This is a genomic window from Aquamicrobium lusatiense (assembly GCF_014201615.1).
GTDB lineage: Bacteria > Pseudomonadota > Alphaproteobacteria > Rhizobiales > Rhizobiaceae > Mesorhizobium > Mesorhizobium lusatiense.
In genome coordinates, this window is record NZ_JACHEU010000001.1 from 2,854,864 (window position 1) to 2,878,513 (window position 23,650).

The 23,650-nt window shown below is 63.7% G+C and carries 20 protein-coding genes; 3 read left to right on the forward strand and 17 right to left on the reverse strand.

The window, feature by feature from the left end:
- Positions 1-99 precede the first annotated feature (99 nt).
- Together HNR59_RS13685 and HNR59_RS13690 are read right to left on the reverse strand one after the other, a co-directional pair.
- Entirely contained in the window at positions 100-741 is a 642-nt protein-coding gene (locus HNR59_RS13685) for a DapH/DapD/GlmU-related protein (RefSeq protein WP_183831097.1), read from the reverse strand.
- A gap of 55 nt (positions 742-796) precedes the next feature.
- On the reverse strand, positions 797-1,285 hold the full coding sequence (locus HNR59_RS13690) for a CreA family protein (RefSeq protein WP_183831099.1): 489 nt from the start codon (positions 1,283-1,285) through the stop codon (positions 797-799).
- A 201-nt stretch (positions 1,286-1,486) separates the two neighbouring features.
- On the opposite strand from HNR59_RS13690, the gene HNR59_RS13695 reads away from it, so the two are divergent.
- From HNR59_RS13695 to HNR59_RS13705, 3 genes are all read left to right on the forward strand, one after another.
- The gene (locus HNR59_RS13695) at positions 1,487-2,062 is read left to right on the forward strand and encodes an SCO family protein (protein ID WP_183831101.1); all 576 of its coding nucleotides are present in this window, start codon (positions 1,487-1,489) and stop codon (positions 2,060-2,062) included.
- A 21-nt stretch (positions 2,063-2,083) separates the two neighbouring features.
- The gene (locus tag HNR59_RS13700; protein WP_183831103.1) at positions 2,084-2,962 is read left to right on the forward strand and encodes a 50S ribosomal protein L11 methyltransferase; all 879 of its coding nucleotides are present in this window, start codon (positions 2,084-2,086) and stop codon (positions 2,960-2,962) included.
- Positions 2,963-3,048: 86 nt separating this feature from the next.
- Positions 3,049-4,878: an aminopeptidase P family protein gene (locus HNR59_RS13705; protein ID WP_183831105.1), complete on the forward strand. Its 1,830-nt coding sequence runs from the start codon at positions 3,049-3,051 to the stop codon at positions 4,876-4,878.
- Positions 4,879-4,983: 105 nt separating this feature from the next.
- Here the strand turns inward: HNR59_RS13705 and HNR59_RS13710 are convergent, their stop codons facing one another.
- The 15 genes from HNR59_RS13710 to murD all read right to left on the reverse strand — a co-directional run bounded on the left by HNR59_RS13710 (position 4,984) and on the right by murD (position 23,646).
- Positions 4,984-5,280: an AzlD family protein gene (locus HNR59_RS13710; protein WP_183831107.1), complete on the reverse strand. Its 297-nt coding sequence runs from the start codon at positions 5,278-5,280 to the stop codon at positions 4,984-4,986.
- Positions 5,277-6,029: an AzlC family ABC transporter permease gene (locus HNR59_RS13715; RefSeq protein WP_183831109.1), complete on the reverse strand. Its 753-nt coding sequence runs from the start codon at positions 6,027-6,029 to the stop codon at positions 5,277-5,279. Before HNR59_RS13715 ends, HNR59_RS13710 begins: the two co-directional genes overlap by 4 nt.
- 104 nt (positions 6,030-6,133) lie before the next feature.
- Entirely contained in the window at positions 6,134-8,281 is a 2,148-nt protein-coding gene (gene ligA / locus HNR59_RS13720) for an NAD-dependent DNA ligase LigA (RefSeq protein ID WP_183831599.1), read from the reverse strand.
- A gap of 194 nt (positions 8,282-8,475) precedes the next feature.
- Positions 8,476-10,155 (reverse strand): DNA repair protein RecN, encoded by a 1,680-nt coding sequence (gene recN / locus HNR59_RS13725; protein WP_183831111.1) that lies wholly within the window; start codon positions 10,153-10,155, stop codon positions 8,476-8,478.
- A gap of 8 nt (positions 10,156-10,163) precedes the next feature.
- Positions 10,164-11,015 carry an outer membrane protein assembly factor BamD gene (locus HNR59_RS13730; RefSeq protein ID WP_425488651.1) on the reverse strand — a complete coding sequence of 284 codons (852 nt, stop codon included), beginning with the start codon at positions 11,013-11,015 and terminating at the stop codon, positions 10,164-10,166.
- A gap of 209 nt (positions 11,016-11,224) precedes the next feature.
- Positions 11,225-12,166, reverse strand: a complete 942-nt coding sequence (gene lpxC, locus HNR59_RS13735) for a UDP-3-O-acyl-N-acetylglucosamine deacetylase (RefSeq protein WP_183831113.1) — start codon at positions 12,164-12,166, stop codon at positions 11,225-11,227.
- A gap of 299 nt (positions 12,167-12,465) precedes the next feature.
- Positions 12,466-14,175: a cell division protein FtsZ gene (gene ftsZ, locus HNR59_RS13740; protein ID WP_183831115.1), complete on the reverse strand. Its 1,710-nt coding sequence runs from the start codon at positions 14,173-14,175 to the stop codon at positions 12,466-12,468.
- A 70-nt stretch (positions 14,176-14,245) separates the two neighbouring features.
- On the reverse strand, positions 14,246-15,553 hold the full coding sequence (ftsA, locus tag HNR59_RS13745) for a cell division protein FtsA (protein ID WP_183831117.1): 1,308 nt from the start codon (positions 15,551-15,553) through the stop codon (positions 14,246-14,248).
- On the reverse strand, positions 15,550-16,446 hold the full coding sequence (locus HNR59_RS13750; protein WP_183831119.1) for a cell division protein FtsQ/DivIB: 897 nt from the start codon (positions 16,444-16,446) through the stop codon (positions 15,550-15,552). The genes ftsA and HNR59_RS13750 overlap by 4 nt, the downstream gene beginning before the upstream one ends.
- Before the next feature lie 11 nt (positions 16,447-16,457).
- Positions 16,458-17,384: a D-alanine--D-alanine ligase gene (locus HNR59_RS13755; RefSeq protein ID WP_183831121.1), complete on the reverse strand. Its 927-nt coding sequence runs from the start codon at positions 17,382-17,384 to the stop codon at positions 16,458-16,460.
- A gap of 218 nt (positions 17,385-17,602) precedes the next feature.
- Positions 17,603-18,568, reverse strand: coding sequence for a UDP-N-acetylmuramate dehydrogenase (gene murB, locus HNR59_RS13760; protein WP_183831123.1), 966 nt, complete (start codon positions 18,566-18,568; stop codon positions 17,603-17,605).
- A complete protein-coding gene (gene murC / locus HNR59_RS13765; protein WP_183831125.1) occupies positions 18,565-19,971 on the reverse strand; it encodes a UDP-N-acetylmuramate--L-alanine ligase in 1,407 nt (468 codons plus the stop codon). Before murC ends, murB begins: the two co-directional genes overlap by 4 nt.
- A complete protein-coding gene (murG, locus tag HNR59_RS13770) occupies positions 19,968-21,095 on the reverse strand; it encodes an undecaprenyldiphospho-muramoylpentapeptide beta-N-acetylglucosaminyltransferase (RefSeq protein ID WP_183831127.1) in 1,128 nt (375 codons plus the stop codon). The genes murC and murG overlap by 4 nt, the downstream gene beginning before the upstream one ends.
- Positions 21,095-22,246, reverse strand: coding sequence for a putative lipid II flippase FtsW (gene ftsW, locus HNR59_RS13775; protein ID WP_183831129.1), 1,152 nt, complete (start codon positions 22,244-22,246; stop codon positions 21,095-21,097). The genes murG and ftsW overlap by 1 nt, the downstream gene beginning before the upstream one ends.
- Entirely contained in the window at positions 22,246-23,646 is a 1,401-nt protein-coding gene (gene murD, locus HNR59_RS13780; protein WP_183831131.1) for a UDP-N-acetylmuramoyl-L-alanine--D-glutamate ligase, read from the reverse strand. Before murD ends, ftsW begins: the two co-directional genes overlap by 1 nt.
- Positions 23,647-23,650 lie beyond the last annotated feature (4 nt).

Below are 23,650 nucleotides of genomic sequence, written 5' to 3' on the forward strand. Positions count from 1 at the left end.
CAACCATAGATTGCCAGTATTTCTGAAAACAACCTATAAACCGAATCTTAACGCTAATGTTTTACGTTAAGGGATATGGTTACCGGCGCAGATGCCATGTCAGCTCTGCGGATCTTCCCAGCGCCTGAGAAAGTCTTCGATCGGCATCGCCTGCATGTCGGGAACCGCACGGCCTATCTTCCCGGCCGGCCAGTCCCACCAGGCCAGCCGTTCGATGCGCGCAGCAATCTCCGGAGCGAAACGATAACGCAGCCGCCGCGCCGGCGATCCGGCCATTATCGCATAGGGCTCCACATCGCGCGTCACCACGGCGTTGCCGCCAATCACCGCGCCATTGCCCACGTTCACGCCGGGCAGGATCACCGCACCGTGCCCTATCCACACATCATGGCCGATCGTGACGTGCCTTGCCTGCCGGCGCTCGCGGAAAGCAGCATCGACGCCGAGATAGCGGAAATATTCGTTCGGCCGGTAGCTGACCTTGTGCTGGGTGATCCGCTCGATCGGATGTTCCAGCGCATTGATGCGGGTGTTGGCGGCAACCGAGCAGAATTTGCCGAGCGTCGCGTATATCGCTTCGGAATGGCGCTCGAAATAGGTGAAGGCGCCCACCGTCACCTCGCGCAGCACCACCCGCTCGCCGATGGCCACATAGGGCTCCAGCCGGCAGCCCTTCAGTTCGGCCGTCGGATGGATGCGCGGCTGCGGCTCGCGCGGCTCGGGATTTTGCGGCTCGTCCATCAGGCGGCTGTACGACGCCCCCTGCCCTTCGGCAAGCCTTCGCGCGCCCGGTCCCTTATTGCGGCTTGCCCTTCGCCCACTCCACCTGCTGGCCATAGAGGGGAATGGTGGTGATCGCCATCTTGGCCGAGCCGTCCTGAACCTGCTGCGAGTGGGCCAGATAGATCAGCGTGTCATTGGCCTTGTCGTAGATGCGCTTCACCACCTGCTTCTTCCAGATCAGGCTGATCGACTGGCGAAACACCTCTTCGCCGCCCTTGCCAAGGTCGATGTCGCCGATCTTGATCGGTCCGGTCTGCTCGCAGGACAGCGCCGCGTTCGACGGATCCTCGAACCAGTTGCCTTTCTGAAGGCGATCGATGACGCCACGGTCGAAATAGGCCAGATGGCAGGTCACGCCCTCCACCTTGGGATCGGTCACGGCTTCGATCTTGATGTCGTTTCCGAACCAGTCGACGCCGATCTTGCCGACCTGCTCGGCATGAGCGGAACCGGCACTTGCGGCGATGGCGGCGGCTGTCAGGCAGGCTATGGTCTTGCGCACTTCTGTCTCCGTCTGCGGCAGGAATTTCCTGCAACTTGGGGTGCTGCAACCGGCTTTGCAAGCACGACGATGTGAGCGCTTCGACCTTGCGGCAATGGGCCCACTTTGACAGTGTGCGCCCAACCATTAGAACCGAACATCAGAACTGGTTCATCTGTTCACCGATGCGGCCCGCGCCGCCTGAAAGCGGACTATCCTCCCATGCGCAAGATACTCGTCGGCCTTCTCATCCTCATCGCCGCCGGCATTGGTTTCATAACCTTCAGCTGGTACAACCAGCGCCACGGTGGAGAACCCTTCGGCGCACCTTTCGCGCTTACCGACCAGAAGGGCGAGCCGATCACCGAAGCGGCGTTCCGCGGCCAGCCCACGGCCTTGTTCTTCGGCTTCACACATTGCCCGGAAGTCTGCCCGACGACGCTGTTCGAGCTCGCCGGCTGGCTGAACGCGCTGGGCGACGAGGGCAAGGACATCCGCGCCTATTTCGTGTCCGTCGATCCCGAGCGCGACACGCCACAGATCCTGAACACCTATATCAGCAACTTCTCCGACCGGATCATCGGCATCACCGGCGAGCCCGCCAAGGTGTTTGATATGGCCAAGTCCTTCGGCATCTACTGGAAGAAGGTGCCCACCGAGGACGGCGATTACACGCTCGACCACACCGCATCGATCCTGCTGCTCAATTCGCAAGGTGACTTTTTCGGCACCATCGCTTATGGCGAGAGCCCCGATACGGCCAAGGCAAAGCTGAAGCGCCTGGCCGCCGGCAGCTGACACCAACAGGTTCCCGACCTCATGACCCAGACGCGCCTCCACTTCACCACCTCGAAGGACGAGGCCGAGCGCATTTTCGCCAGCCTCGAAACGGCCTTCGAGGACGATGGCTGGCCGATTGCCGTTCTGGAAGTCGATGAGGATCGCGATATCCACGAGGTTTCGCTCTACGCCGATGGCGACATCGACGAGGCCGAGAGCCGCCTGCGCGCCGTGTTGTCATCCCTCTCCGCCGATCCCGAAATCGGGCGTGAGGAACTGCCCGATATCGACTGGGTCACCCGCTCGCTGGAAGGGCTGCAGCCGGTTCGTGCCGGCCGCTTTTTCGTTCATGGCTCCCACGACCGCGACCAGCGCCAGGAAGGCGACATCGCCATCGAGATCGAGGCCGGCCTCGCCTTTGGCACGGGCCACCACGGCACCACCGCCGGCTGCCTCGAAATGCTGGAACAGGTTGTGGCAGCCGAGCAGCCCGCCAACGCGCTGGACCTTGGAACCGGAAGCGCGGTTCTGGCGATTGCGCTGGCAAAGCTGTCCGCCGTCCCGGTTCTGGCCACCGACATCGATCCGGTCGCAACGGAAGTCGCGGCAGAGAACGTGAAGCTCAACGGCGTCGCCGATCATGTCGATGCCGTGACCGCGACGGGTTTCGATCATCCGGTATTCGCCGAGCGCGGCCCTTTCGCACTCATCGTCGCCAATATTCTGGCCGGACCGCTGATCGAGATCGCCCCGCAGATGGCCGCACATGTGCGCCCCGGCGGCTCGCTGGTCCTGTCCGGCATTCTCGACCGCCAGCATGACGCCGTGGTGGAAGCCTATGTGGCTGCGGGCTTTGCCCACATCACCACGCTGCACCGCGAAGGCTGGGTCACCATCCACCTCAAGCCTGCGGCCTGATCAGGTCTGCCCTGCCCGCTGGTGCATTGTCAGCATGGCGCGGGAGGGCTAGGTTCCGGCAAGTTTCATTTCCGGGAATTCCTGACATGTTCCAGTCGTTCGATTCGTCCAGCGATCCCTCGCTTGCCTCGCCGCGTGTTGCCGCCCTTCGCGCATGGCTGGCCGAAAACGGCATCGACGGCTTTCTGGTACCCCGCGCCGACGAGCATCAGGGCGAATATGTGCCGGCGCGCGCTGCCCGTCTGAAATGGCTGACCGGCTTTTCCGGTTCTGCCGGCGTGGCATTGGTGCTGGCCGACAGCGCCGTCATCTTCGTCGATGGCCGCTACACCCTGCAGGTGCGCAAGGAAACCGATCCGGCCATCTTCAGCTATGACAGCCTCGTCGACAATCCGCCGGCGAAATGGATCGGCCCGAACCTGAAATCCGGCACCCGTCTCGGCTTCGACCCGTGGCTGCACACCACCGGCGAGATCGACACGCTGAGGGCGGCGGCAAAGAAGGCCGGCGTCGAGCTGGTGCCGCTGGAAACGAACCCGGTCGATGCCGTCTGGGAGGATCAGCCGGCAGCGCCAGTCACCCCGGTGGAAATCCAGCCCCTCGCCTTCGCCGGCGAGCTGGCGAAGGACAAGCTGGTGCGGCTGGCGGCCGCCATAGAGGCCGACGGCGCAACGCATGCCGTTCTCACCGACCCCTCCTCCATCGCGTGGGCGTTCAACATCCGCGGCAATGATGTGCCGCACACGCCGCTGGCGCTCGGCTTCGCCATTCTGGCGGCCGACGGCTCGCACCAGCTGTTCATGGACAAGGCGAAATTCTCGCGCGAGGTCGAGGCCTATCTCACCCAGCTCGCCGAACCGCACCAGCCCGTGGACTTCGAGCCGGCAATCGCGGCACTCGCCGGCAAGGGCGCGCGCATCGCCCTCGATCCGGTGCTGGCGGCAGAGAAGCTGCGCATGGTGATCGAGGCCAATGGCGGCACCGTGGTCGCGGCAACCGATCCGGCCCGCATACCGCGCGCCACCAAGAACAGCGCCGAGCTGGAAGGCAGCCGCGCCGCCCATCGTCGCGACGGGGCAGCGGTTGCGCGCATGCTGTGCTGGCTGGATAGCCAGAAGCCGGGCGCGACTGACGAGATCAGGGCCGTCAAGGCGCTGGAAAATTTCCGCCGGCAGGCAGGCGAGGAAACGCAGATGCCGCTGCGCGACGTGTCCTTCGAAACCATCTCCGGCTCAGGTCCGAACGGCGCCGTCATTCACTATCGCGTCTCGCACGCCACCAACCGCAAGCTCGGTGACGGCGAGCTGTTCCTGCTCGATTCCGGCGCGCAATATCAGGACGGCACCACCGATATCACCCGCACCGTTCCCATAGGCCGCCCCACCGAGGAAATGCGCCGGCGCTACACGCTGGTGCTGAAAGGCATGATCGGCATTTCCATCCTGCGCTTTCCGGCCGGTACACGCGGCGCGGACATCGATGCCATCGCCCGCATGGCGCTGTGGGCGCATGGCCTCGACTACGCCCACGGCACGGGCCATGGCGTCGGCTCCTATCTCGCCGTGCATGAGGGACCGCAGCGCATCGCCAAGACCGGCATGGAGAAGCTGCGCGAAGGCATGATCCTCTCCAACGAGCCTGGCTACTACAAGGAAGGTGCCTACGGCATCCGCCTTGAAAACCTGATCGTGGTCGAAAAAGCCGTTGAGATCGAAGGCGGCGACATCGCCATGCACAGCTTCGAGACGCTGACGCTCGCCCCCTTCGACCGGCGCATGATCGTTTCCGATCTTCTGTCGCCCGACGAGCGAAGCTGGCTCGATGCCTATCATGCCCGCGTGCTGGCCGAGATCGGCCCGATGGTCGATGGTGAAGCGCTGGCATGGCTGGAACAGGCCTGCGCGCTGCTCGGCTAGAGCATTTTGCAGCCAGATGGAAACATCTGGCGTCGCATAAATGCGGAGAAAACAAAGGGATAGATCATTTCTGCGGTTCAGAAAAAAGCAGAAATGCTCTAAACCTCAGGCCATGAAATGGCGGGCAAGCAGCAGCACGGCCGCGCCCGCTATGAACATGCTGAGCAGTCCGCCGCGCAGAGCCACCAGCCCAGCAATGATCAGCGCCAGCCATTCTGCCGGACCAGCGGTCAGCACGGCAGGCGCCACCAGCGTGGTGAGCACCGCCGCCGGAACGGCGTTGAGGCCGGCCTCCACGCGCGGCGGAATGCGCTCCAGCCGCGAAATCACCAGATGCCCGCCAATGCGCGTCAGATAGGTGGCGATACCGCCGGCCAGAATAACCCAGAAAGCGCTGCTCATGCCTGATTCTCCACGGGCTGTGCCGGTGTTACGTCAATACCGCTGCGCGACGGCGGCAGGATGACAGCAAGGGCGACACCCGCAATTGCGCCCAGCAATACGTGCCATGGCGAACCGACGAAACGAAAGGCTATGATCGAAGCCACCGCGCTCACGGCCACCACCGGCAGCCAGAGCGGCCGCTTGCGGAAATCCATCATCAGCCCCAGAAAGTAGATCGGCAGCAGGAAATCCGCGCCGATGGCGCTGGTGTCGGGGATAAGCTTTCCAAAAATGGCGCCGAGCACGGTCGTGCCGACCCATACCAGATAGCCGGTGAAACCCGCCCCCATATAGCGCGCGAAGGTGAGCTTGCGCCCGCTCTGCATCTGGCTTTCGGCCAGCGCATATTGCGCATCGGTCAGCAGGAAAAAGGCGATCGCCTGCTGCATGCGCGGCCAGCCGGCCATATGGCGGCCGAAGGCAGCCGAATAGAGGACATGACGAAAATTCACCGCGAAAATCGAAAAGGCGATCAGCCACGGCGCAACTTTCTGGCCGAACAGCTCGATGCCGACCATCTGGCTGGCCCCGCCAAACACGGCAACGCTCATGAAGAAGGCTTCGAAAACCGACAGGCCGTTTTCCACGGCCAGCGTGCCGAACAGCAGGCCGAATGGCGACACCGCGATGCAGACCGGAAGCCCGAAGCGCACGCCATGCCAATATTCGCTGAGGATCGAGCGCTCGCCCGCTGCCTGTCCTGCCATGGACCACTCCCGGAAAAGAGTTTTATCTATTCAGCCGGCCGGACGCTGTCACATGAATTCGCTTGAGCCAGCCGTTCAGAAAAAGCGGATAAAGGGCAGAGATCCTACTCTCTGCCCACGCGTGCGAACCACGCATCCTCGTCGATGACCTCGATGCCGAGCTCCGTTGCCAGCTTGAGCTTGGAGCCGGCTCCCGGCCCCGCAACCACCAGATCGGTTTTCTTCGACACGGAACCCGCAACCTTGGCGCCAAGCTTTTCGGCCATGGCCTTGGCCTCGTCTCGCGACATCTTCTCCAGCGCCCCGGTGAACACAACCGTCTTGCCGGCCACCGGCGAATCCGTCGTGCCGACCGGCTCCTCGTCCACCGGCGTTACCTCTTTCAGCAGGGCATCAAGCACCTGCCGGTTGTGATCCTCGTTGAAGAACTCAACCACCGCACCGGCAACGATGGAGCCGATGCCGTTGATGTTGTTCAGTTCCTGCCAGGCGGCATTGCCGGGATCGCCCTTGCCCTCGGGCATCACAGCTTCCTCGGCCAGCTTGCGGAACGCCTCGAATGACAGGAAATGGCGAGCGAAGCGCTTCGCATTGGTCTCGCCCACATGGCGGATGCCCAGCGCGAACAGGAAGCGCGAGAACTCCACCCGCCGGCGGTCATCTACGGCCGCAAACAGCTTCTTCACCGAAACGGGGCCGAAGCCGTCGACATTCTCCAGCTTGGTCAGTGAATCGCGCTGGCGCTCCTTGAGCGTGAAAATGTCGGCAGGCGAACGCACCTGAAGGGCCGGATCATCCGACTGGAAGAAGAATTCGATCTGCTTCTCACCAAGCCCCTCGATGTCGAAGGCATTGCGCGACACGAAATGGCGCAGGCGCTCCACAGCCTGCGCGGGGCAGATCAGGCCGCCGGTGCAACGGCGCACCACCTCCCCTTCCTCACGCACGGCATGACTGCCGCAGGCGGGGCATGTGTGCGGGAACTCGTAAGGAACCGCATCGGTAGGACGCTTCTCCAGCACCACGTCGACGATCTGCGGGATGACGTCGCCGGCCCGCTGGATGATCACCGTGTCGCCGATGCGAATGTCGCGGCCTTCGCGGATCGGCTGGCCGCTGTTGCCGATGCCCCGGATGTAGTCCTCGTTGTGCATGGTGGCATTGGTGACGACCACGCCGCCCACCGTCACCGGCTCCAGCCGTGCCACCGGCGTCATCGCGCCCGTGCGGCCGACCTGAATGTCGATGCCGTTCAACACCGTCATCGCCTTCTCGGCGGCAAACTTGTGCGCCGTCGCCCAGCGCGGGCTGCGCGAACGGAAGCCCAGCCGCTCCTGAAGGTCGAGCCGGTCGACCTTGTAGACGACACCGTCGATATCATAGGGGATTTCCGCGCGTTCCGCCTCGATGCGGTGGTAATGCTCCAGCATCGCCTCGACCGTGTCGCAGCGCGTCATCAGGCTGTTGACCTGAAAGCCCCACTCACCGAAGCGCTTCACGACTTCATATTGCGTCTCGCCAAGTGGCGCGGAGGCATCCCCCCATGCATAGGCGAAAAAGCGCAACGGGCGCTGGCGCGTCACCTCCGGGTCGAGCTGGCGCAGGCTGCCGGCGGCGGAATTGCGTGGATTGGCGAAGACGCGGCCGGTTTCGGCCATGCGCTGGTTAAGCGCGAAGAAATCGTCACGGCGCATGTAGACTTCGCCGCGCACCTCCACCACGTCCGGCGCATCGGCCGGGAGCGTTTCGGGAATTTCGGCGATGGTGCGGATATTGGCCGTCACATTCTCGCCGGTGGTGCCGTCGCCGCGCGTCGCCGCCGTCACCAGCCGTCGGTTTTCATAGCGCAACGACATCGAAAGCCCGTCGATCTTCGGCTCGGCGGTGAACACCAGTTCGCGGTCCACCGGCAGGGCCAGAAAGCGCCGCACGCTGGTCACGAAATCGCGCACATCCTCATCCGAAAACACATTGTCGAGCGACAGCATCGGCACAGCGTGAACCACCTTGCCGAACACGCCGGAAGGCGCGGTGCCGACCTTCAGCGAGGGCGAATCCTCGCGCACCAGTTCGGGAAAGCGCGCCTCAATGCTGGCATTGCGGATGCGCAGCGCATCATAGTCGGCATCGGAAACCGTCGGCGCGTCTTCCGCGTAATAGCGCCTGTCGTGCGCGGCGATCTCCTTCGCCAGCCGTTCCAGCTCGGCAGCGGCCTCGCTCTCGGTAAGCAGATCGACGGGTTTCTCGGACATGGCGAAATCTCTCATGGGCGGCAGGTTGGCCTGCGCGAAGATGAAGTATGTAGCGCGCGCAAAGCCGAACGGAAACAGGCGCATGCGCCTCTCTCCTGAATCATCTTGTCAGTTGTGGACAGATAGGTTCGGCCCGGAGCATCCGACCGGAAAGTGGACTCCGGTTTTCGGTTGTCCGTTGTTGATTCAATAATTCAGATGGCCGCCGCCGTGTTCTCGCGCAGAAGCCGTTCCGCCGCCGCCCGCGCCTCGTCGGTGATGGTCGCACCGGCCAGCATGCGGGCGATCTCCTCCTGCCGGGCATCGATGTCCATGGCAACGATGCCGGTGGCGACACGGTCCGCCCCACCCGACTTGGAGATCAGGAAATGGGTGGAGGCGCGCGCCGCGACCTGCGGCGCATGGGTGACGGAAAGCACCTGCACGCCGCCCTTTGCCAGTCGGGCAAGACGCTGGCCGATGGCATCGGCCACCGCACCGCCCACGCCGGTGTCGATTTCGTCGAACACCAGCGTCGGGGCGGAACCACGGTCTGCCAGCGCCACCTTGAGCGCCAGCAGGAAGCGAGACAGCTCGCCGCCGGAAGCCACCTTCATCATCGGGCCGGGGCGCGTGCCGGGGTTGGTGCGCACCCAGAACTCGATCTGGTCGATGCCCTCTTCCATGCGATTGTCGGGCTCGCACGACATTTCCACGATGAATTCGGCCCGTTCCAGCTTGAGCTCGGGCAGTTCCGCCATCACCGCGTCGCGCAGCCCCTTGGCAGAGGCCTGACGAAGATCGGAAAGATGAGCAGCGCTCTGATCATAAAGGTCGCGCGCCTGCTTTGCCTGCTGCACCAGAACCCCCAGCCGCTCTTCGCCGGCATCGAGATCCGCAAGATCGGCAGACATTGTGTCACGCAGCCGCGCCAGATCATCGACCTGCACATTGTGCTTGCGCCCCGCTGCTCTGAGCGCGAACAGCCGCTCCTCGGCCTGCTCCAGCCGCTGCGGATCGTATTCCGTGGCGCGCAGGGCCGCCTCGACACCGGATTGCGCGGCATCGAGAGAAAGCATCGCCTCATCCAGCGACGTAACCACATCGTCGAGCAGACCCGGAACCTCCGCCGCCTTGCGTTGCAGGCGGCGCAGCAGGCTTGCCAGCTGCGGCAGGGGCGAGGATGGTCCGGACAGAACGTCCTGCGCGTCGCTGATCTCGGAAGCGATCTTTTCAGCGCGCATCATATCCGTGCGCAGGGCTGCCAGCTCGCTTTCCTCGCCGGGCTGCGGATCGAGCTGCACCAGTTCGGCGACGGCGGCCCGCAGATAATCCGCCTCGCGGGCAGCCGCCTCCACCCGCGCCTTGTGCCGGGAAAGCTCCTGCTCGGCACCGCGCCACACGCGCCAGGCTTCCGCCGTCTCGCGCACGGCGCTGGCATGGCCGCCAAAGGCGTCGAGCACTTCACGATGGGCGCTGGCATCGACCAGCGCGCGCTCGTCGTGCTGGCCGTGGATTTCCACCAGCGCATGGCCGATGGTGCGCATCAGCGCCACGCTGGCCGGCTGGTCGTTGACGAAGACACGCGTGCGCCCATCCGCCGTCTGGATACGGCGCAGGATGATGTCGCCATCATCGTCGATGGCATTTTCAGAAAGAATGTCGCGCGCGAGGTGGTTGCGCGGAACGTCGAACACCGCCGTCACCTGACCCTGCGCAGCACCATGGCGCACAAGCGAGGCATCGCCGCGCGCGCCGAGCGCAAGAGAAAGCGAATCGAGCAGGATCGACTTGCCGGCACCGGTCTCACCCGTCAGCACGGAGAGACCCGAAGCAAAGTCTATGTCCAGCTTCTCGATCAGAACGATATCGCGGATCGACAGTCTGGAGAGCATGGCAGCCTTCAGCCGGTAATCAGCTTCCCGGCCTTGGATATCCACGAGCCGGCATTCTCACGCGGTGTCAGCCCGCCGCTCTGCAGCAGCTTGTAGGAATCCTTGTACCACTGGCTGCTCGGATAGTTCTGGCCGAGAACAGCGGCTGCGGTCTGCGCCTCGTCGGTCAGGCCCATCGCATAATAGGCCTCGACCAGACGCGCCAGCGCCTCTTCGATATGACGGGTGTTGGAATACTGCTCGACCACGGTGCGGAAGCGCTTGATCGATGCCAGATATTCGCGCCGCTCCAGATAATAGCGGCCGACCTGCATCTCCTTGCCGGCGAGCTGGTCGTTGGCGAAGCGGATCTTGGTGCGGGCATCTTCCGCATATTGCGAATCGGGCCAGCGATTGACCAGCTCCTGCATGGTCTGCACGGTCTGGCGCGCCTCCTTCTGATCCTGCGTCACGTCGCGAATCTGGCGGAAATAGCTCAGGCCGGCGATGTAGACGGCATAATCGGCGTCCTCCGACGTCGGGTAGAGATTGAGATATCTCTGCGACATCTGGATGGCGTCGTCATATTTGCCCTGCCGGTAATTGGTGAATGCGCCCATCACCATCGCCTTGCGGGCATATTCCGAATAGGGATGCTGGCGGTCAACGGCGGCGAACTTCTTTGCGGCTTCGCCGAGGCGTCCGGCATTGAGGTTGGCGAGGCCCTGATTGTAGAGCACGTCCGCAGGTTCGGTCTGCTCAACATAGGTCGAAAGGTCGAGATCCTTGCCCGAAGCCGAGCAGCCGGCAAGAACCATCGGCGCGACGGCAACCGACAATGCCAGGACAACCCACCCCAGGGAACCCTTCGCTGGTGCCATCGATCGATCAGCCCGTGTGAACATCATGATTGGGATTCGCCCTTTCGGCACCGTTTCCTCGGTCAGCGTGCAGCCATAGACCATAACAGCCACGCGCGGCAACGCTATCCGCCGCCAATCGCACATTTTTGTGGCAAGCGTCGATCTTCCCGGCATATGCGGGAAAAATACCTTCGTGAAAAGATCTGGTATCGGAACCCGTCAAGCGCTCAGATCATCCAGGGCGCGAAAACCGGGCCGCTGACGGCGCTGATCTCAGCGATACGGCCGCGTTCATACCGCGTCGTGGTTTCGACGATCTCATAGGCGCTGCGGTCCGAAAGCAGCCGCCGCAGAGCGGCCGCGTTCAGCCTGTGCCCACCGCGATAGGAGCGGAAGCAGCCGATGAAGCGCGCGCCGGCCAGCGCCAGATCGCCCATGGCGTCCAGCGTCTTGTGGCGCACGAACTCGTCGGGGTAGCGCAGGCCGCCCATGTTGATGACGCGGTTGTCGTGGCCGATGACCACGGAATTCTCCAGCGAAGAGCCCAGCGCATAGCCGGCCGCCCACAGGCGCTCGACATCCTTGAGGAAGCCGAAGGTGCGCGCCCGCGCCACTTCGTTGCGAAACGATTCGCCGTTCAGATCGATCGCGAACTGCTGACGGCCGATGGCCGGGCTCTCGAAATCGATCTCGACCTCAAAGCGCGTTCCCGTGTGAGGACGGAATTCCGCCCATGACGCCCCGTTTTCGATACGGACGTCCCTGAGCACGCGGATAAAGCGGCGCTTCACGGCCTGGGTCTCGATCCCGGCCCGGTCAATGGCTTCCACGAACACCGCAGCACTGCCGTCGAGAATGGGAACCTCATTGCCTTCCACCTCGATGACGAGGTTGTCGAGACCCACGCCGAGAACAGCCGCCATCAGATGCTCGACGGTCGCGACGTGCGCGCCGTCGGGGTTCCCGATCATGGTGGAGAGGTCGGTCGCGCCGACCTCGGAAACCAGAGCGCGCAACTCCTTGCCGGGTTCGCGTCCGTCGACAAAATGGAAGATGATACCCGTATCGGGATCGGAGGGAGCGAACGTCACCGAAACCGGCTTGCCGCTGTGAACGCCTGTGCCTGCAAGGGTCACGCGCGATTTTATGGTGGTCTGATAATCGTTCAAAACGATCCCCGTATGCCCGCTCGTTCCGTTGACTTCCAACTACCGGTCAACGGCGTTTCAGATACGGCAAGAAGGCAATTCCCCCAACCTGCAGGCCGCGCAAACTATGCTGCCGGCGAAGATAGTGACGCGCCCCACTTCATCCAAATCACGCTTTTTTACCCCATGTAACAGCCAGCGTCATCCGCAGATGCGCGATAAATGCCTGTTTTTGCGGGACATCAACAGGAAAGAAAACAGCAGAAAGGGGCAGCCCGTTTCCCGGCTGCCCCCTTGAAATCATGGCGATGTTGCGGCGGTCAGTTGGCCTGACGGCGCAGGAAGGCCGGAATCTCCAGCTGGTCGTCATCATGCGCAGCACGCGGCTGGGCGACGAGGCGACCTTGATCGTCAAGCTGGCCACGACGCGGCGCATAGAGCTGCGAATCATGGCTCGGCGCACGGCGCACTTCCGGAGCCGCCTGACGCAGCTTCGGCTCGCGCGGCTGTGCCGGCTGCAGACGGGCAGCAGGCTCTTCCTCGCGGCGCGTGAGACCATTGGTCAGGCGCTTCAGGAGCCCCATCGGGCCACGCTCTTCATGGTCGACCGGGTTCTTCTTCGCTTCCACTTCAGCACGCACGACCGGCGGGAAATCCTCGACCCGCGGCATGCGCTGCGGAGCGGGCTGATGGTGCATTTCACGCGGCTGCGGAGCCGGCTGCGGCGCAGGCTGCATCTGCAGGGCTGCCTGCTGGGTCACGACCGGCTGCTGGAATGGCTGAACAGGCTGGTGGGGCTGTGGCTGCTGGAAGAGCTGGCTTTGGGGGCGAAAGCCATCGGCACTCTGACCCGCATTGTGGGACCCGGCATTGTGAGACAGGGCTGCGGCGTTCTGCTCGGCCATCTGGAATGCCTCGGCAACCGGATCGGCAGCACGCGGCTCCTGAACAGGCGCCGGCTGCGGCGCGGGCTGGACAGGACGGACCTCGGCGGTAGGGCGAATGACCGGCTTCGGCGGCTGCGCCGGACGAATGGCGATCGGAGCCGCGGCAATGTCCTCGGCCGACTTGTCGATGCCGGTGGCAACGACAGACACGCGGATGACGCCTTCCAGCTCTTCGTCGAAAGTCGCGCCCAGGATGATGTTGGCGTCCTGATCGACTTCCTCGCGGATGCGGGTCGCGGCCTCGTCGACCTCGAACAGGGTCAGATCCCGGCCGCCGGTGATCGAGATCAGCAGGCCCTTGGCGCCGCGCATGGAGGTCTCGTCGAGCAGCGGGTTGGCGATTGCCGCCTCGGCAGCGGCCATCGCGCGGCCCTCGCCGGAAGCCTCGCCAGTGCCCATCATGGCCTTGCCCATCTCGCGCATCACCGAGCGAACGTCGGCGAAGTCGAGGTTGATCAGGCCTTCCTTGACCATCAGATCGGTGATGCAGGCAACGCCCGAGTAGAGCACCTGATCGGCCATGGCGAAGGCATCGGCGAAGGTGGTCTTGTCATTGGCCAGACGGAACAGGTTCTGGTTCGGAATGACGATCAACGTGTCGACGGACTTCTGCAACTCCTCAATGCCAAGGTCTGCCGTCTTCATGCGGCGCTGACCCTCGAAGTGGAACGGCTTGGTGACGACGCCTACCGTCAGGATGCCCTTTTCGCGGGCAGCGCGGGCGACGACGGGAGCCGCACCCGTGCCGGTGCCGCCGCCCATGCCGGCGGTGACGAAGCACATATGCGTGTGGGACAGATGGTCGTTGATCTCGTCGATGCACTCTTCAGCGGCAGCGCGACCGACCTCGGGCTGCGAGCCCGCGCCCAGACCTTCGGTGACATGCGCGCCAAGCTGAATGAGACGCTCGGCCTTCGACATGGTCAGCGCCTGAGCGTCGGTGTTCGCCACCACGAACTCGACGCCACGCAGGCCTGAGGTGATCATGTTGTTGACAGCATTGCCGCCGCCGCCGCCGACACCGAACACGGTGATGCGGGGCTTCAGCTCGGTGATGTCCGGCTTTTGAAGATTGATTGCCATTGTCCTCGTCCTTTTGCCTTTCCCGCCGCTTCGCCGTAGCGGCCGTGTATGGGGCTGTCCCCGTCAAACTCTAGAAACTGTCTCTCAACCACTGACTTACGCGATACAGGCGCCCGTCGGTGCCGGTCATCTTGAAACCGGCAATCCCCTTCGACGGACGGCTTTCGAAATTCGCCACCTGCGGATAGATCAGAAGTCCAACCACGGTGGAGAATGCCGGCCCCTTGGCTGCCTCCGGCAGCCCCGCAACGCCCAGAGGGCGCCCGGCGCGCACATTCCGTCCAAGAATGCGGCGCGCCGCTTCCGGGAGGCCCGCCAGCTGGCTGGCTCCACCCGTCAAAACGATTCGCTTGCCGATGGCGCTGCCATAGCCTGATTTGCTGATGCGGTCGCGCAGCATTTCGAGCGTTTCCTCGACCCGCGCGCGGATGATGCGCGTCATAACCGAGCGCGGAACCTGCATGGGGGCGCCATGGTCGTCGCCGATCGGATGAATGGTGACCAGATCGCGGTCGTCGGCACTGCCGGGCAGCGCCGAACCGTGCATGACCTTGAGCCGCTCCGCCGCCTCGATGGTGGTGGAAAGACCCTTGGCCAGATCCAGCGTCACATGGTTGCCGCCAACCGGAATGGCGTCACCATGCACGAAATTGCCTTCCGAGAAGATCGAGATGGTGGTGGTGCCGCCACCCATGTCGATGCAGGCAGCACCCATCTCCAGCTCGTCGTCGACCAGCGCGGCAAGGCCGCTTGCATAAGGCGTCGCCACCATGCGCTCGACCGAAAGATGCGAACGGTTGATGGCCAGCTCGATGTTGCGCAGGGGCGCTGCATCTCCGGTCAGCACATGCATGTCCACGCCCAGCGTGTCGCCGACCATGCCGCGCGGATCGCGCACGCCGCGCTCGGCGTCCAGCGAGAAGCCGACGGGAAGCGAATGCACAACTTCGCGCTCGGATCTCAGCGCCTGCCGCGCGCCTGCGGCAAGCACGCGCTTGATGTCGCTTTCGTCCACCTCATGACCGCCGAGATTGACGGTGGCGGAGAAGATATCGCTCTTCAGGCGACCCGCCGTCATGTTCACGATCAGCGAGTCGACCGTCAGCCCCGCCATGCGCTCGGCCGAATCCACGGCCAACCGGATGGCATGCTCGGCACGCTCCAGATCGATGACCACGCCGGACTTCATGCCCTGCGACTTCTGATGACCGATGCCGATGACCTGAATGCGATGGGTGCGCCCACGCAGCAGGTTGCCATCCTCGCACGGCTTCAGTTTCGCGACCACGCAGCAGACCTTGCTGGAGCCGACATCGAGAACGGTCAGAATACCCGAACGCCGCGACGAAGCATCGCCATTTTTACGCAGCCAGTTCATATGCTGCTCCCCGCCTTGCGCGCGCCGCCCTTGGCACCTTTCAGCGCCGCCAGACGCGCGCTGGAAGCATCCGGAGAAAGCTCGAGAGCAACCCTGTCGGAGATGCGCAGATCGACCGCCACGATATCGCGTCCGAGCAGACCCTGCTCGCGATCCATCCGGGCAAGCCGTTCAAGCGCAGCATCGATATCAAGCTCGGGAAGCTTAACCTTCACACCGTTGTCGAGATAGAGATCCCAGCGGCGCTCGCCGATGCGCACATATCCCTTCACACGACCAGCCAGCTCGGGAACCTGCTCGATCCGCGCAACCAGCGACGGGGCGTTCTCAGGTGCGCCCACGCCGACGATCAGCGGCAGCGCCGCCAGACGTCCGCCGGTGAACGGCGCAATCACCCGCCCCGATTTCTCGATGACGCTCAGCGACTGACCCTGCTGCCAGATCGCGAACGGCTCACGCTCATCGATCCGCACTTCCAGCGTGTTGGGATAAACCTTGCGAACGGTCGCATGCTGAACCCACGGCAGAGCGGAGATGCGCTCACGCGCATCGATCACATCGAGACCCACCAGCGCAGTCCAGCCGTTAAGGTCGAGGCGGTCGAGAATATCGATTTCCGACGTATGCTGATTGCCCACGACCCTGATCTGATCGACGGCAAAACCGGTGCGGGCGGTCACGCCCTGCACGAAATCATCAAGCTGGCCGCCGATATAGGCGCCATAGGTCGCGCTGGACGACAGCAGCGCAACGGAAAGGATCGTCGCAGCAAAGCGCGGCGCCGTATAGGCACCCTCGCCCAGCCTCGAAAACACGCGCAGAGGACGGCGCAGCCAGCGCGGCAACACGGGACGAGCGAGCGGCGACAGGCCCGCCAGCCTTCCCTCAACCATCCGTCCCGACCTCAACGAAGACACGAAGCGTCCTCCACCATCCAACTCAACAGATCGCCGAATGAATGCCCTGCGTGCGCGGCGATCTCAGGCACCAGAGACGTCGGCGTCATGCCCGGCTGAGTGTTAACCTCCAGCCAGACGATCTCTCCATTTTCGGAATGGCGATCGTCATAACGGAAGTCAGACCGGGACACGCCCCGGCAGCCGATTGCTTGATGAGCCTTAAGCGCCAGTGTCTGTATTTTTTGGTAAATATTCGGTGAAATTTTTGCCGGAGTTTCGTGTTTTGAGCCGCCGGGCACATATTTGGAATCATAATCGTAGAAGGCGTGGCCGGTCGGAATGATTTCACACACCCCAAGCGCCACATCGCCCATCACCGCGCAGGTCAGCTCCCGGCCATGCACATAGCGCTCGACCATGACAGCCTCGCCGTAATTCCATTCGGGCGACGAGACAATCTGCGGCGGATGCGATTGATCCTCCCTCACAATCACCACACCGAAGCTGGAACCCTCAGCCACCGGCTTCACCACATAGGGCGGCACCATCGGATGCTCGCCACGAATATCAAAGCGATTGACGACCCTTGATTCCGCCACCGGAATGCCGGCAGCACGGGCAACCCTCTTGGCCTGCTCCTTGTTCATCGCCAGAGCGGAAGCCAGCACACCGGAGTGGGTGTAAGGGATCTCCAGATATTCAAGCACACCCTGAATGAGGCCATCCTCGCCATAAGGGCCGTGCAGCGCATTGAAGGCGACATCCGGTCTCAACTCAGCCAACACCGCACCGACATCGCGCCCCACATCGACACGCGTGACCCTGTAGCCTTCCGCCTCAAGCGCATCGGCACACGCATTGCCCGACGAAATGGAAACCGGCCTCTCGGACGAGAATCCCCCCATCAGAACAGCAACGTGCTTTTTGGTCATATCCCGTCATCCCCTCGGCGGGCTTCCATCTCTGTTTCCCGACTCAGAATCCGAGCCCGCACCGCGACCCACCGGGGATCGCGACCTACGCGCCGAACGACTCAAATCAGGAAACGCTTAAGGCCAAAGAATCAGAGAGTTGATTCCGTGACAAGCCCTTAGGATTCCAAGAGATTCAATTTCATCAAATTTGAATGAAAATTTACCCTTGTGAGTCCTCAGAGCAACTGTCCGAGGAACTCCTGAACTTCCTGCCCGGGACGGAATGCGCCGAGACGGCGGATCTCCCAGTGCAGGCGTATGCCGGAATTTTCCAGAACGCGCGCGCGCACCGTCTCGCCGAGCGTTTCGAGGTCATAACCGGTGGCCGTACCGGTGTTGATCATGAAGTTGCAGTGCATGGGCGACATCTGCGCCCCGCCGATCATCAGGCCGCGGCATCCTGCCTTGTCGATTTCCTTCCAGGCCGAAGTGCCTTCGGGATTCTTGAAGGTGGAACCGCCGGTCTTTTCGCGAATCGGCTGCACCGTCTCGCGATGATGCTGCACCTCGTCCATCGCCGCGCGGATCACATCCTTGTCCTCGGCATAGCCTTCCATGACGACGGAGGTAAAGATCAGGCCTTTCGGGGCCGAACAATGCCGGTAGGCATAGCCCATATCGGCGTTTGAAAGCACATGGACCTCGCCCTTGCGGTCGAGCGCCCTTACCTCCACCACGCGCTCGCGCGTTTCGACGCCGTTGGCGCCGGCGTTCATGCGCAGCGCCCCGCCGATGGCGCCGGGAATGCCGTGGTAGAAATGGAAACCGCCGATGCCGGCTTCCAGTGCCGCTGCAGCTGCCCGCTTGTCGGGCAGTGCCGTGCCGATGCGCAGGCGTGTCGGCGATATCGTCTCGACGTCGCCAAAACCCTTGGCCGAAAGGCGCACCACGAAGCCCGCAAGCCCGCCATCGCGCACCAGCAGGTTCGAGCCGACGCCAACCACCATCACCGGAACCTCTTCCGGCACCGCCTTCAGGAAAGCAGCAAGGTCTTCCTCGTCGGCCGGCTGGAACATGGCGTCGGCCGGCCCGCCGGCTCGGAACCATGTGACCTTGTCCATACCGGCATCGGGGGTCATGCGGCCACGCAGGCCCGAAAGCCGGTCGCCCAGACTGTCGAGAAGTGCCTGGCCCCTGCTCATTTTGCGTCCCCGTTCAGTTCGCGCGGCAGGGCATAGGCCCATTGCGTGATGTTGCCGGCGCCAAGGAACACGACGAAATCGCCCGGCTTCGCCAGCTCGCGCACCAGCGGCGCCACGGCTGCCGCATCGGCGATATGGCGGGCATCGCGATGGCCGCCCGCGCGCATCTTCGACACCAGCGCCTCGCTGGAAACGCCGTCGATCGCGTCCTCCCCCGCCGCATAGACGGGCGCCACCATGACCGTGTCGGCATCGTTGAAGCACACGGCGAAATCGTCGAACAGATCGCGCAGGCGCGTGAAGCGGTGCGGCTGGGCAATGGCGATGACGCGCCCTTGCGTGGCGTCGCGCGCCGCCTTCAGCACCGCCTTGATCTCAACCGGATGGTGACCGTAATCGTCGAAAATCTCGACCCCGTTCCACGAACCCGTATGGGTAAAGCGCCGCTTCACCCCGCCGAACGACGACAGTCCCTTCCGGATCGCTGCAGCAGTCAGGCCAAGCTCATGGGCAACGGCAATCGCCGCCGTGGCGTTTGAAACATTGTGACGGCCAGGCATCGGCAGGCGAAGGTCGCTGATCACAAGCTGCTCGCCGCTCTTGCGGTTGCGGATGGCGACGTCGAACACCGACACGGCGCCGTCCATGCGATGATTGGTGAAGCGCACATCGGCCTGCGCGTTTTCGCCATAGGTGATGACGCGGCGGTCGCCGATTCGGCTGACCAGCGCCTGCACTTCCGGATGATCGATGCACATCACGCCGAAGCCGTAGAACGGCACGTTCTCGACGAACTGGCGGAAGGCGTCGCGCACCTTGTCGAAGCTTCCATAGTGGTCGAGATGCTCGGGATCGATATTGGTGATGACGGCGATGTCGGCCGGCAGCTTGAGGAAGGTGCCGTCGCTCTCATCGGCCTCCACCACCATCCATTCGCCGTCGCCCATGCGCGCATTGGTGCCATAGGCGTTGATGATGCCGCCATTGATGACGGTCGGATCGAGCCCGCCGGCTTCCAGCAGCGTCGCCACCATGGAGGTGGTCGTCGTCTTGCCATGCGTGCCGCCGATGGCGATGGCATTGCGGAAGCGCATAAGCTCGGCCAGCATCTCGGCCCGGCGCACAACCGGCAGCAGCTTCTCGCGCGCCGCCACGAGCTCCGGATTGGTGTTGCGGATCGCGGTCGAAACCACGACCACCTCGGCCTCGCCAAGGTTTTCAGCGCGGTGCCCGACGAAGCACTCGATGCCCTTCTCGCGCAGGCGCTGAACATTGGCGCTGTCGTTCTGGTCGGAGCCCTGCACATGATAGCCGAGATTGTGCAGCACTTCGGCTATGCCGCTCATGCCGATGCCGCCTATGCCGATGAAATGCACGAGGCCTATCGTCTGCGGCATCTTCATGCTTGAATTTCCTTCCTGAAGTCGTCGGGTGATTTGCCCGACGCAATAGCCTCTGTCAGATCGGCGAGCAAGGTTGCGGCATTCGGACGGCCAGCCGAACGCGCTGCCGCAGCCATTGCCTTCAGCCGTTCCGGATCGCTCAACAGCCCGCCGATCAGTTCCGCCAGACGCCCGGCATCGAGCGAGGATTGCGGATGCACCTCCGCGCCGCCGGCGGCTGCAAGGGCTGCCGCATTGGCCGCCTGATCGTGATCGAGCGCATAGGGATAGGGCACCAGCAGAGCCGGCCTGCCGATCACCGCGACTTCCGAGACGGTGGAAGCGCCGGAGCGCGAAATGACCAGCTGCGCCCGCGCCATGCGCTCGGCCATGTCGGTGAAGAAGGGCGCGATGTCGGCCGGCACGCCGAGCTCGGCATAAGCCTGCGCCACCCGCTCCGCATCGTCCTTCCTCGCCTGCTGGGTCACGACGAGGCGCTTGCGCAGCGCTTCGGGAAGCAGCGCGACCGCCGCCGGAACCGCATCGGAAAAGAACTGCGCGCCCTGGCTTCCGCCGAACACCAGCAGATGGAACGGCTCCTGCTCGCCCGGCACGGTATAAGGCACCTTCGCCGCCTCGATGACGCCCGGCCGCACCGGATTTCCGGTGGTGATCGTCTTGCGCCCGGAAGCACTGGCGTCCTCTGGCAGGAAGCCCCCGGCAATCGCCGTCACCCGTGCCGCCAGCGCCCGGTTGGCGCGGCCCATCACCGCATTCTGCTCATGGATCAGCGTCGGGCGCCCGCGCCGCGTCGCTGCATAGAGCGGCGGCAGGGTCGGATAGCCGCCGAAGCCAACGACCGCCGCCGGCTTCACCCGCGCGATCACCCCGGAAGCGACGCGCACGCCGCGCCACAGCTTGAAAAACGTCTTCGCCAGCGCCAGCGGATTCTTGGAACCGATGGTGGCGGAGGGAATCGGGTGAATGGCATCGGCCGGAAACTGCCCGGCAAAACGCTGGGCGCGGTCGTCGGTCGCCAGATGCACCTGCCAGCCGCGCGCCTTCAGTTCATGCGCCAGCGCCTCGGCCGGAAACAGATGGCCGCCGGTGCCCCCGGCAGCCAGAAGAATGGTACCCTTTGACATTATTCCGCCGGCAGAATCGAGCTGGAGAACCCATAGGCGAGCGGCTTGCGCTTCTGCGGCTTGCGCCGGGTCAGCGCCAGCACCATGCCCATGGAAACGGCGATGGCGATCTGCGAGGAGCCGCCATAGGAGATGAAGGGCAGCGTCATGCCCTTCGCCGGCATCAGTTGCAGGTTCACGCACATGTTGATGACCGACTGCAGACCGAACACCGTCACCAGCCCGCCGATTGCGTAGCGGGTGAAGTCGTCATGCTCCTTCAGCGACACAGAAAGGCCGCGCAGCACGATGAAGGCGAAGATGGCGGCGATCACCATGCAGGTGATCAGGCCGAATTCCTCGCCGGCGACGGCGAACACGAAGTCGGCATGGCTGTCGGGAATGAGGCGCTTGATGGTGCCCTCGCCCGGTCCCAGCCCCAGCCAGCCGCCATTGACCAGCGCTTCATGGCCCATGTCGACCTGAAACGTGTCGCCTTCGCCGGTCAGAAAGCGATCGATACGGCCGGCCACGTGCGGGAAGATTTCATAAGCCGCGAACAGGCCCGCAATGCCAAGACCGCCAAGCGCGATGATCCATACCCACGACAGCCCGGCCATGAAGAACATCACACCCCATGTGCCGACCACCAGCAGCGTCTGCCCCATGTCGGGCTGCGCCAGAAGCAGCGCCAGAACGAGGCCGAGCAGGATCATGGCGAACAGGTTTCCGGGGATTTCCGGCTGGCGCTTGTGCTCGGCGAACAGCCACGCGCAGATGACCACGAAGGCGGGCTTGAGAAATTCAGACGGCTGGATCGACATGCCGGCGAAGGAGAGCCAGCGTCGCGCGCCCTTCACCTCGACGCCGATGTAAAGCACCGCCACCATCATCACCAGCATCAGACACAATATGCCGAGCGCCAGACGCCTGATCTGGCGGGCATTCAGGAACGACACGGCAAGCATCACCCCAAGTGCGGGAATGCTGAAGATGATCTGGCGTGTGGCGAAATGGAAGGAATCGAGGCCGATGCGCTCCGCCACCGCCGGGCTGGCGGCAAAGGACAGAACGATGCCAAGGCCAAGCAGCGACAGGAACGCGGCAAGGAACCAGCGGTCGATGGTCCACCACCAGTTGGAAATCGGGCTGGTATCGAGACGGCTCTGCATTATCGTGTCCCTCCGATGGGCTCGATGCCATCAATCGCATACACGGCTTGCCTGAAGGCTTCGCCGCGCAATTCGAAATTCCTGAACTGGTCGAAGCTGGCGCAGGCGGGCGACAGAAGCACCACGGCCTCGCCCGCCCCGCTGGCTGCGGCATCGGCCGCAGCATGTTCCACCGCCGCCGCAAGGGTGCCGGAAATCTCATAGGCAACCGCTTCGCCCAGCGTCGCGGAAAAAGCGGGTGCCGCCTCGCCGATCAGATAGGCTTTGGCGATGCGCGGGAACAGGCCCCTCAACGAGCCGATGCCGCCTTCCTTGGGTAGGCCGCCGGCGATCCAGTAGATGTGCTCGAAGCTCGACAGCGCCGGCGCCGCCGCTTCCGCATTGGTTGCCTTGGAATCGTTGACGAACAGCACATGTCCCTTGCGGCCCAACTGCTCCATGCGGTGAGCCAGTCCCGGAAAGCTCCTGAAACCGTCCTGTATTTCCTCAGCCGTCAGGCCGGCGCTGAGACAGGCGGCAAGGGCTGCAAGCGCGTTCTGGGCATTGTGCTGGCCGCGCAGCGAGCCGATGCCGTCGAGCGAGGCAATGCGGGTGCAGCGGCCGTCCACCGCTTCGATCAGGTCGCTTCCTTCAGCAAAATAGCCGTCGCTCAGCGGCAGGCGCTTGGAGATGCGCACCACCTTAGCGCCGGCCCGCTCCAGCCGCTCCGCGATCTGCACGCAGAAACTGTCATCGACACCGATGATGGCCGTGTCGCTGCCGGCAACCAGCCGTTCCTTGATTTCGGCATAGTGCTGCATGGTGCCGTGACGGTCGAGATGGTCCGGCGTCAGATTGAGCAATATGCCAGCGCTCGGGTTGAGCGAGGGCGCAAGATCGATCTGGTAGGAGGAACACTCCACCACGTAATGCCTTGAAGGCAGCGGCGGGTCGAGCGTCATCACCGCGCGGCCGATATTGCCGCCCATCTGCGTGTCGCGGCCGGCCGATTTCAGGATATGCGAAATCAGCGCCGTCGTCGTCGACTTGCCGTTGGTGCCGGTGATGGCGATGAACGGCGCATCAGGCGCATGGGCGTTGCGCTCGCGCACGAACAACTCGATGTCACCGATGACCTCGACGCTGGCCGCACGCGCCAGTTCCACGCTCCAGTGCGGCTTGGGATGGGTCAGCGGCACGCCGGGCGACAGCACGAAAGCGGCAAGGCACGACCAGTCGATGCCGCGCAGGTCGACGGTAGCGATGCCTTCCGCCTGCGCCTTCTCCACGCTTTGCGGATTGTCGTCCCACGCCAGCACTTCGGCCTCGCCGGCGACCAGCGCATGCGCCGTCGCCAGTCCGGAGCCGCCAAGCCCGAAGAGCGCTACCTGCCTGCCTGCGAAGGAACTGGCCGCAATCATCTGG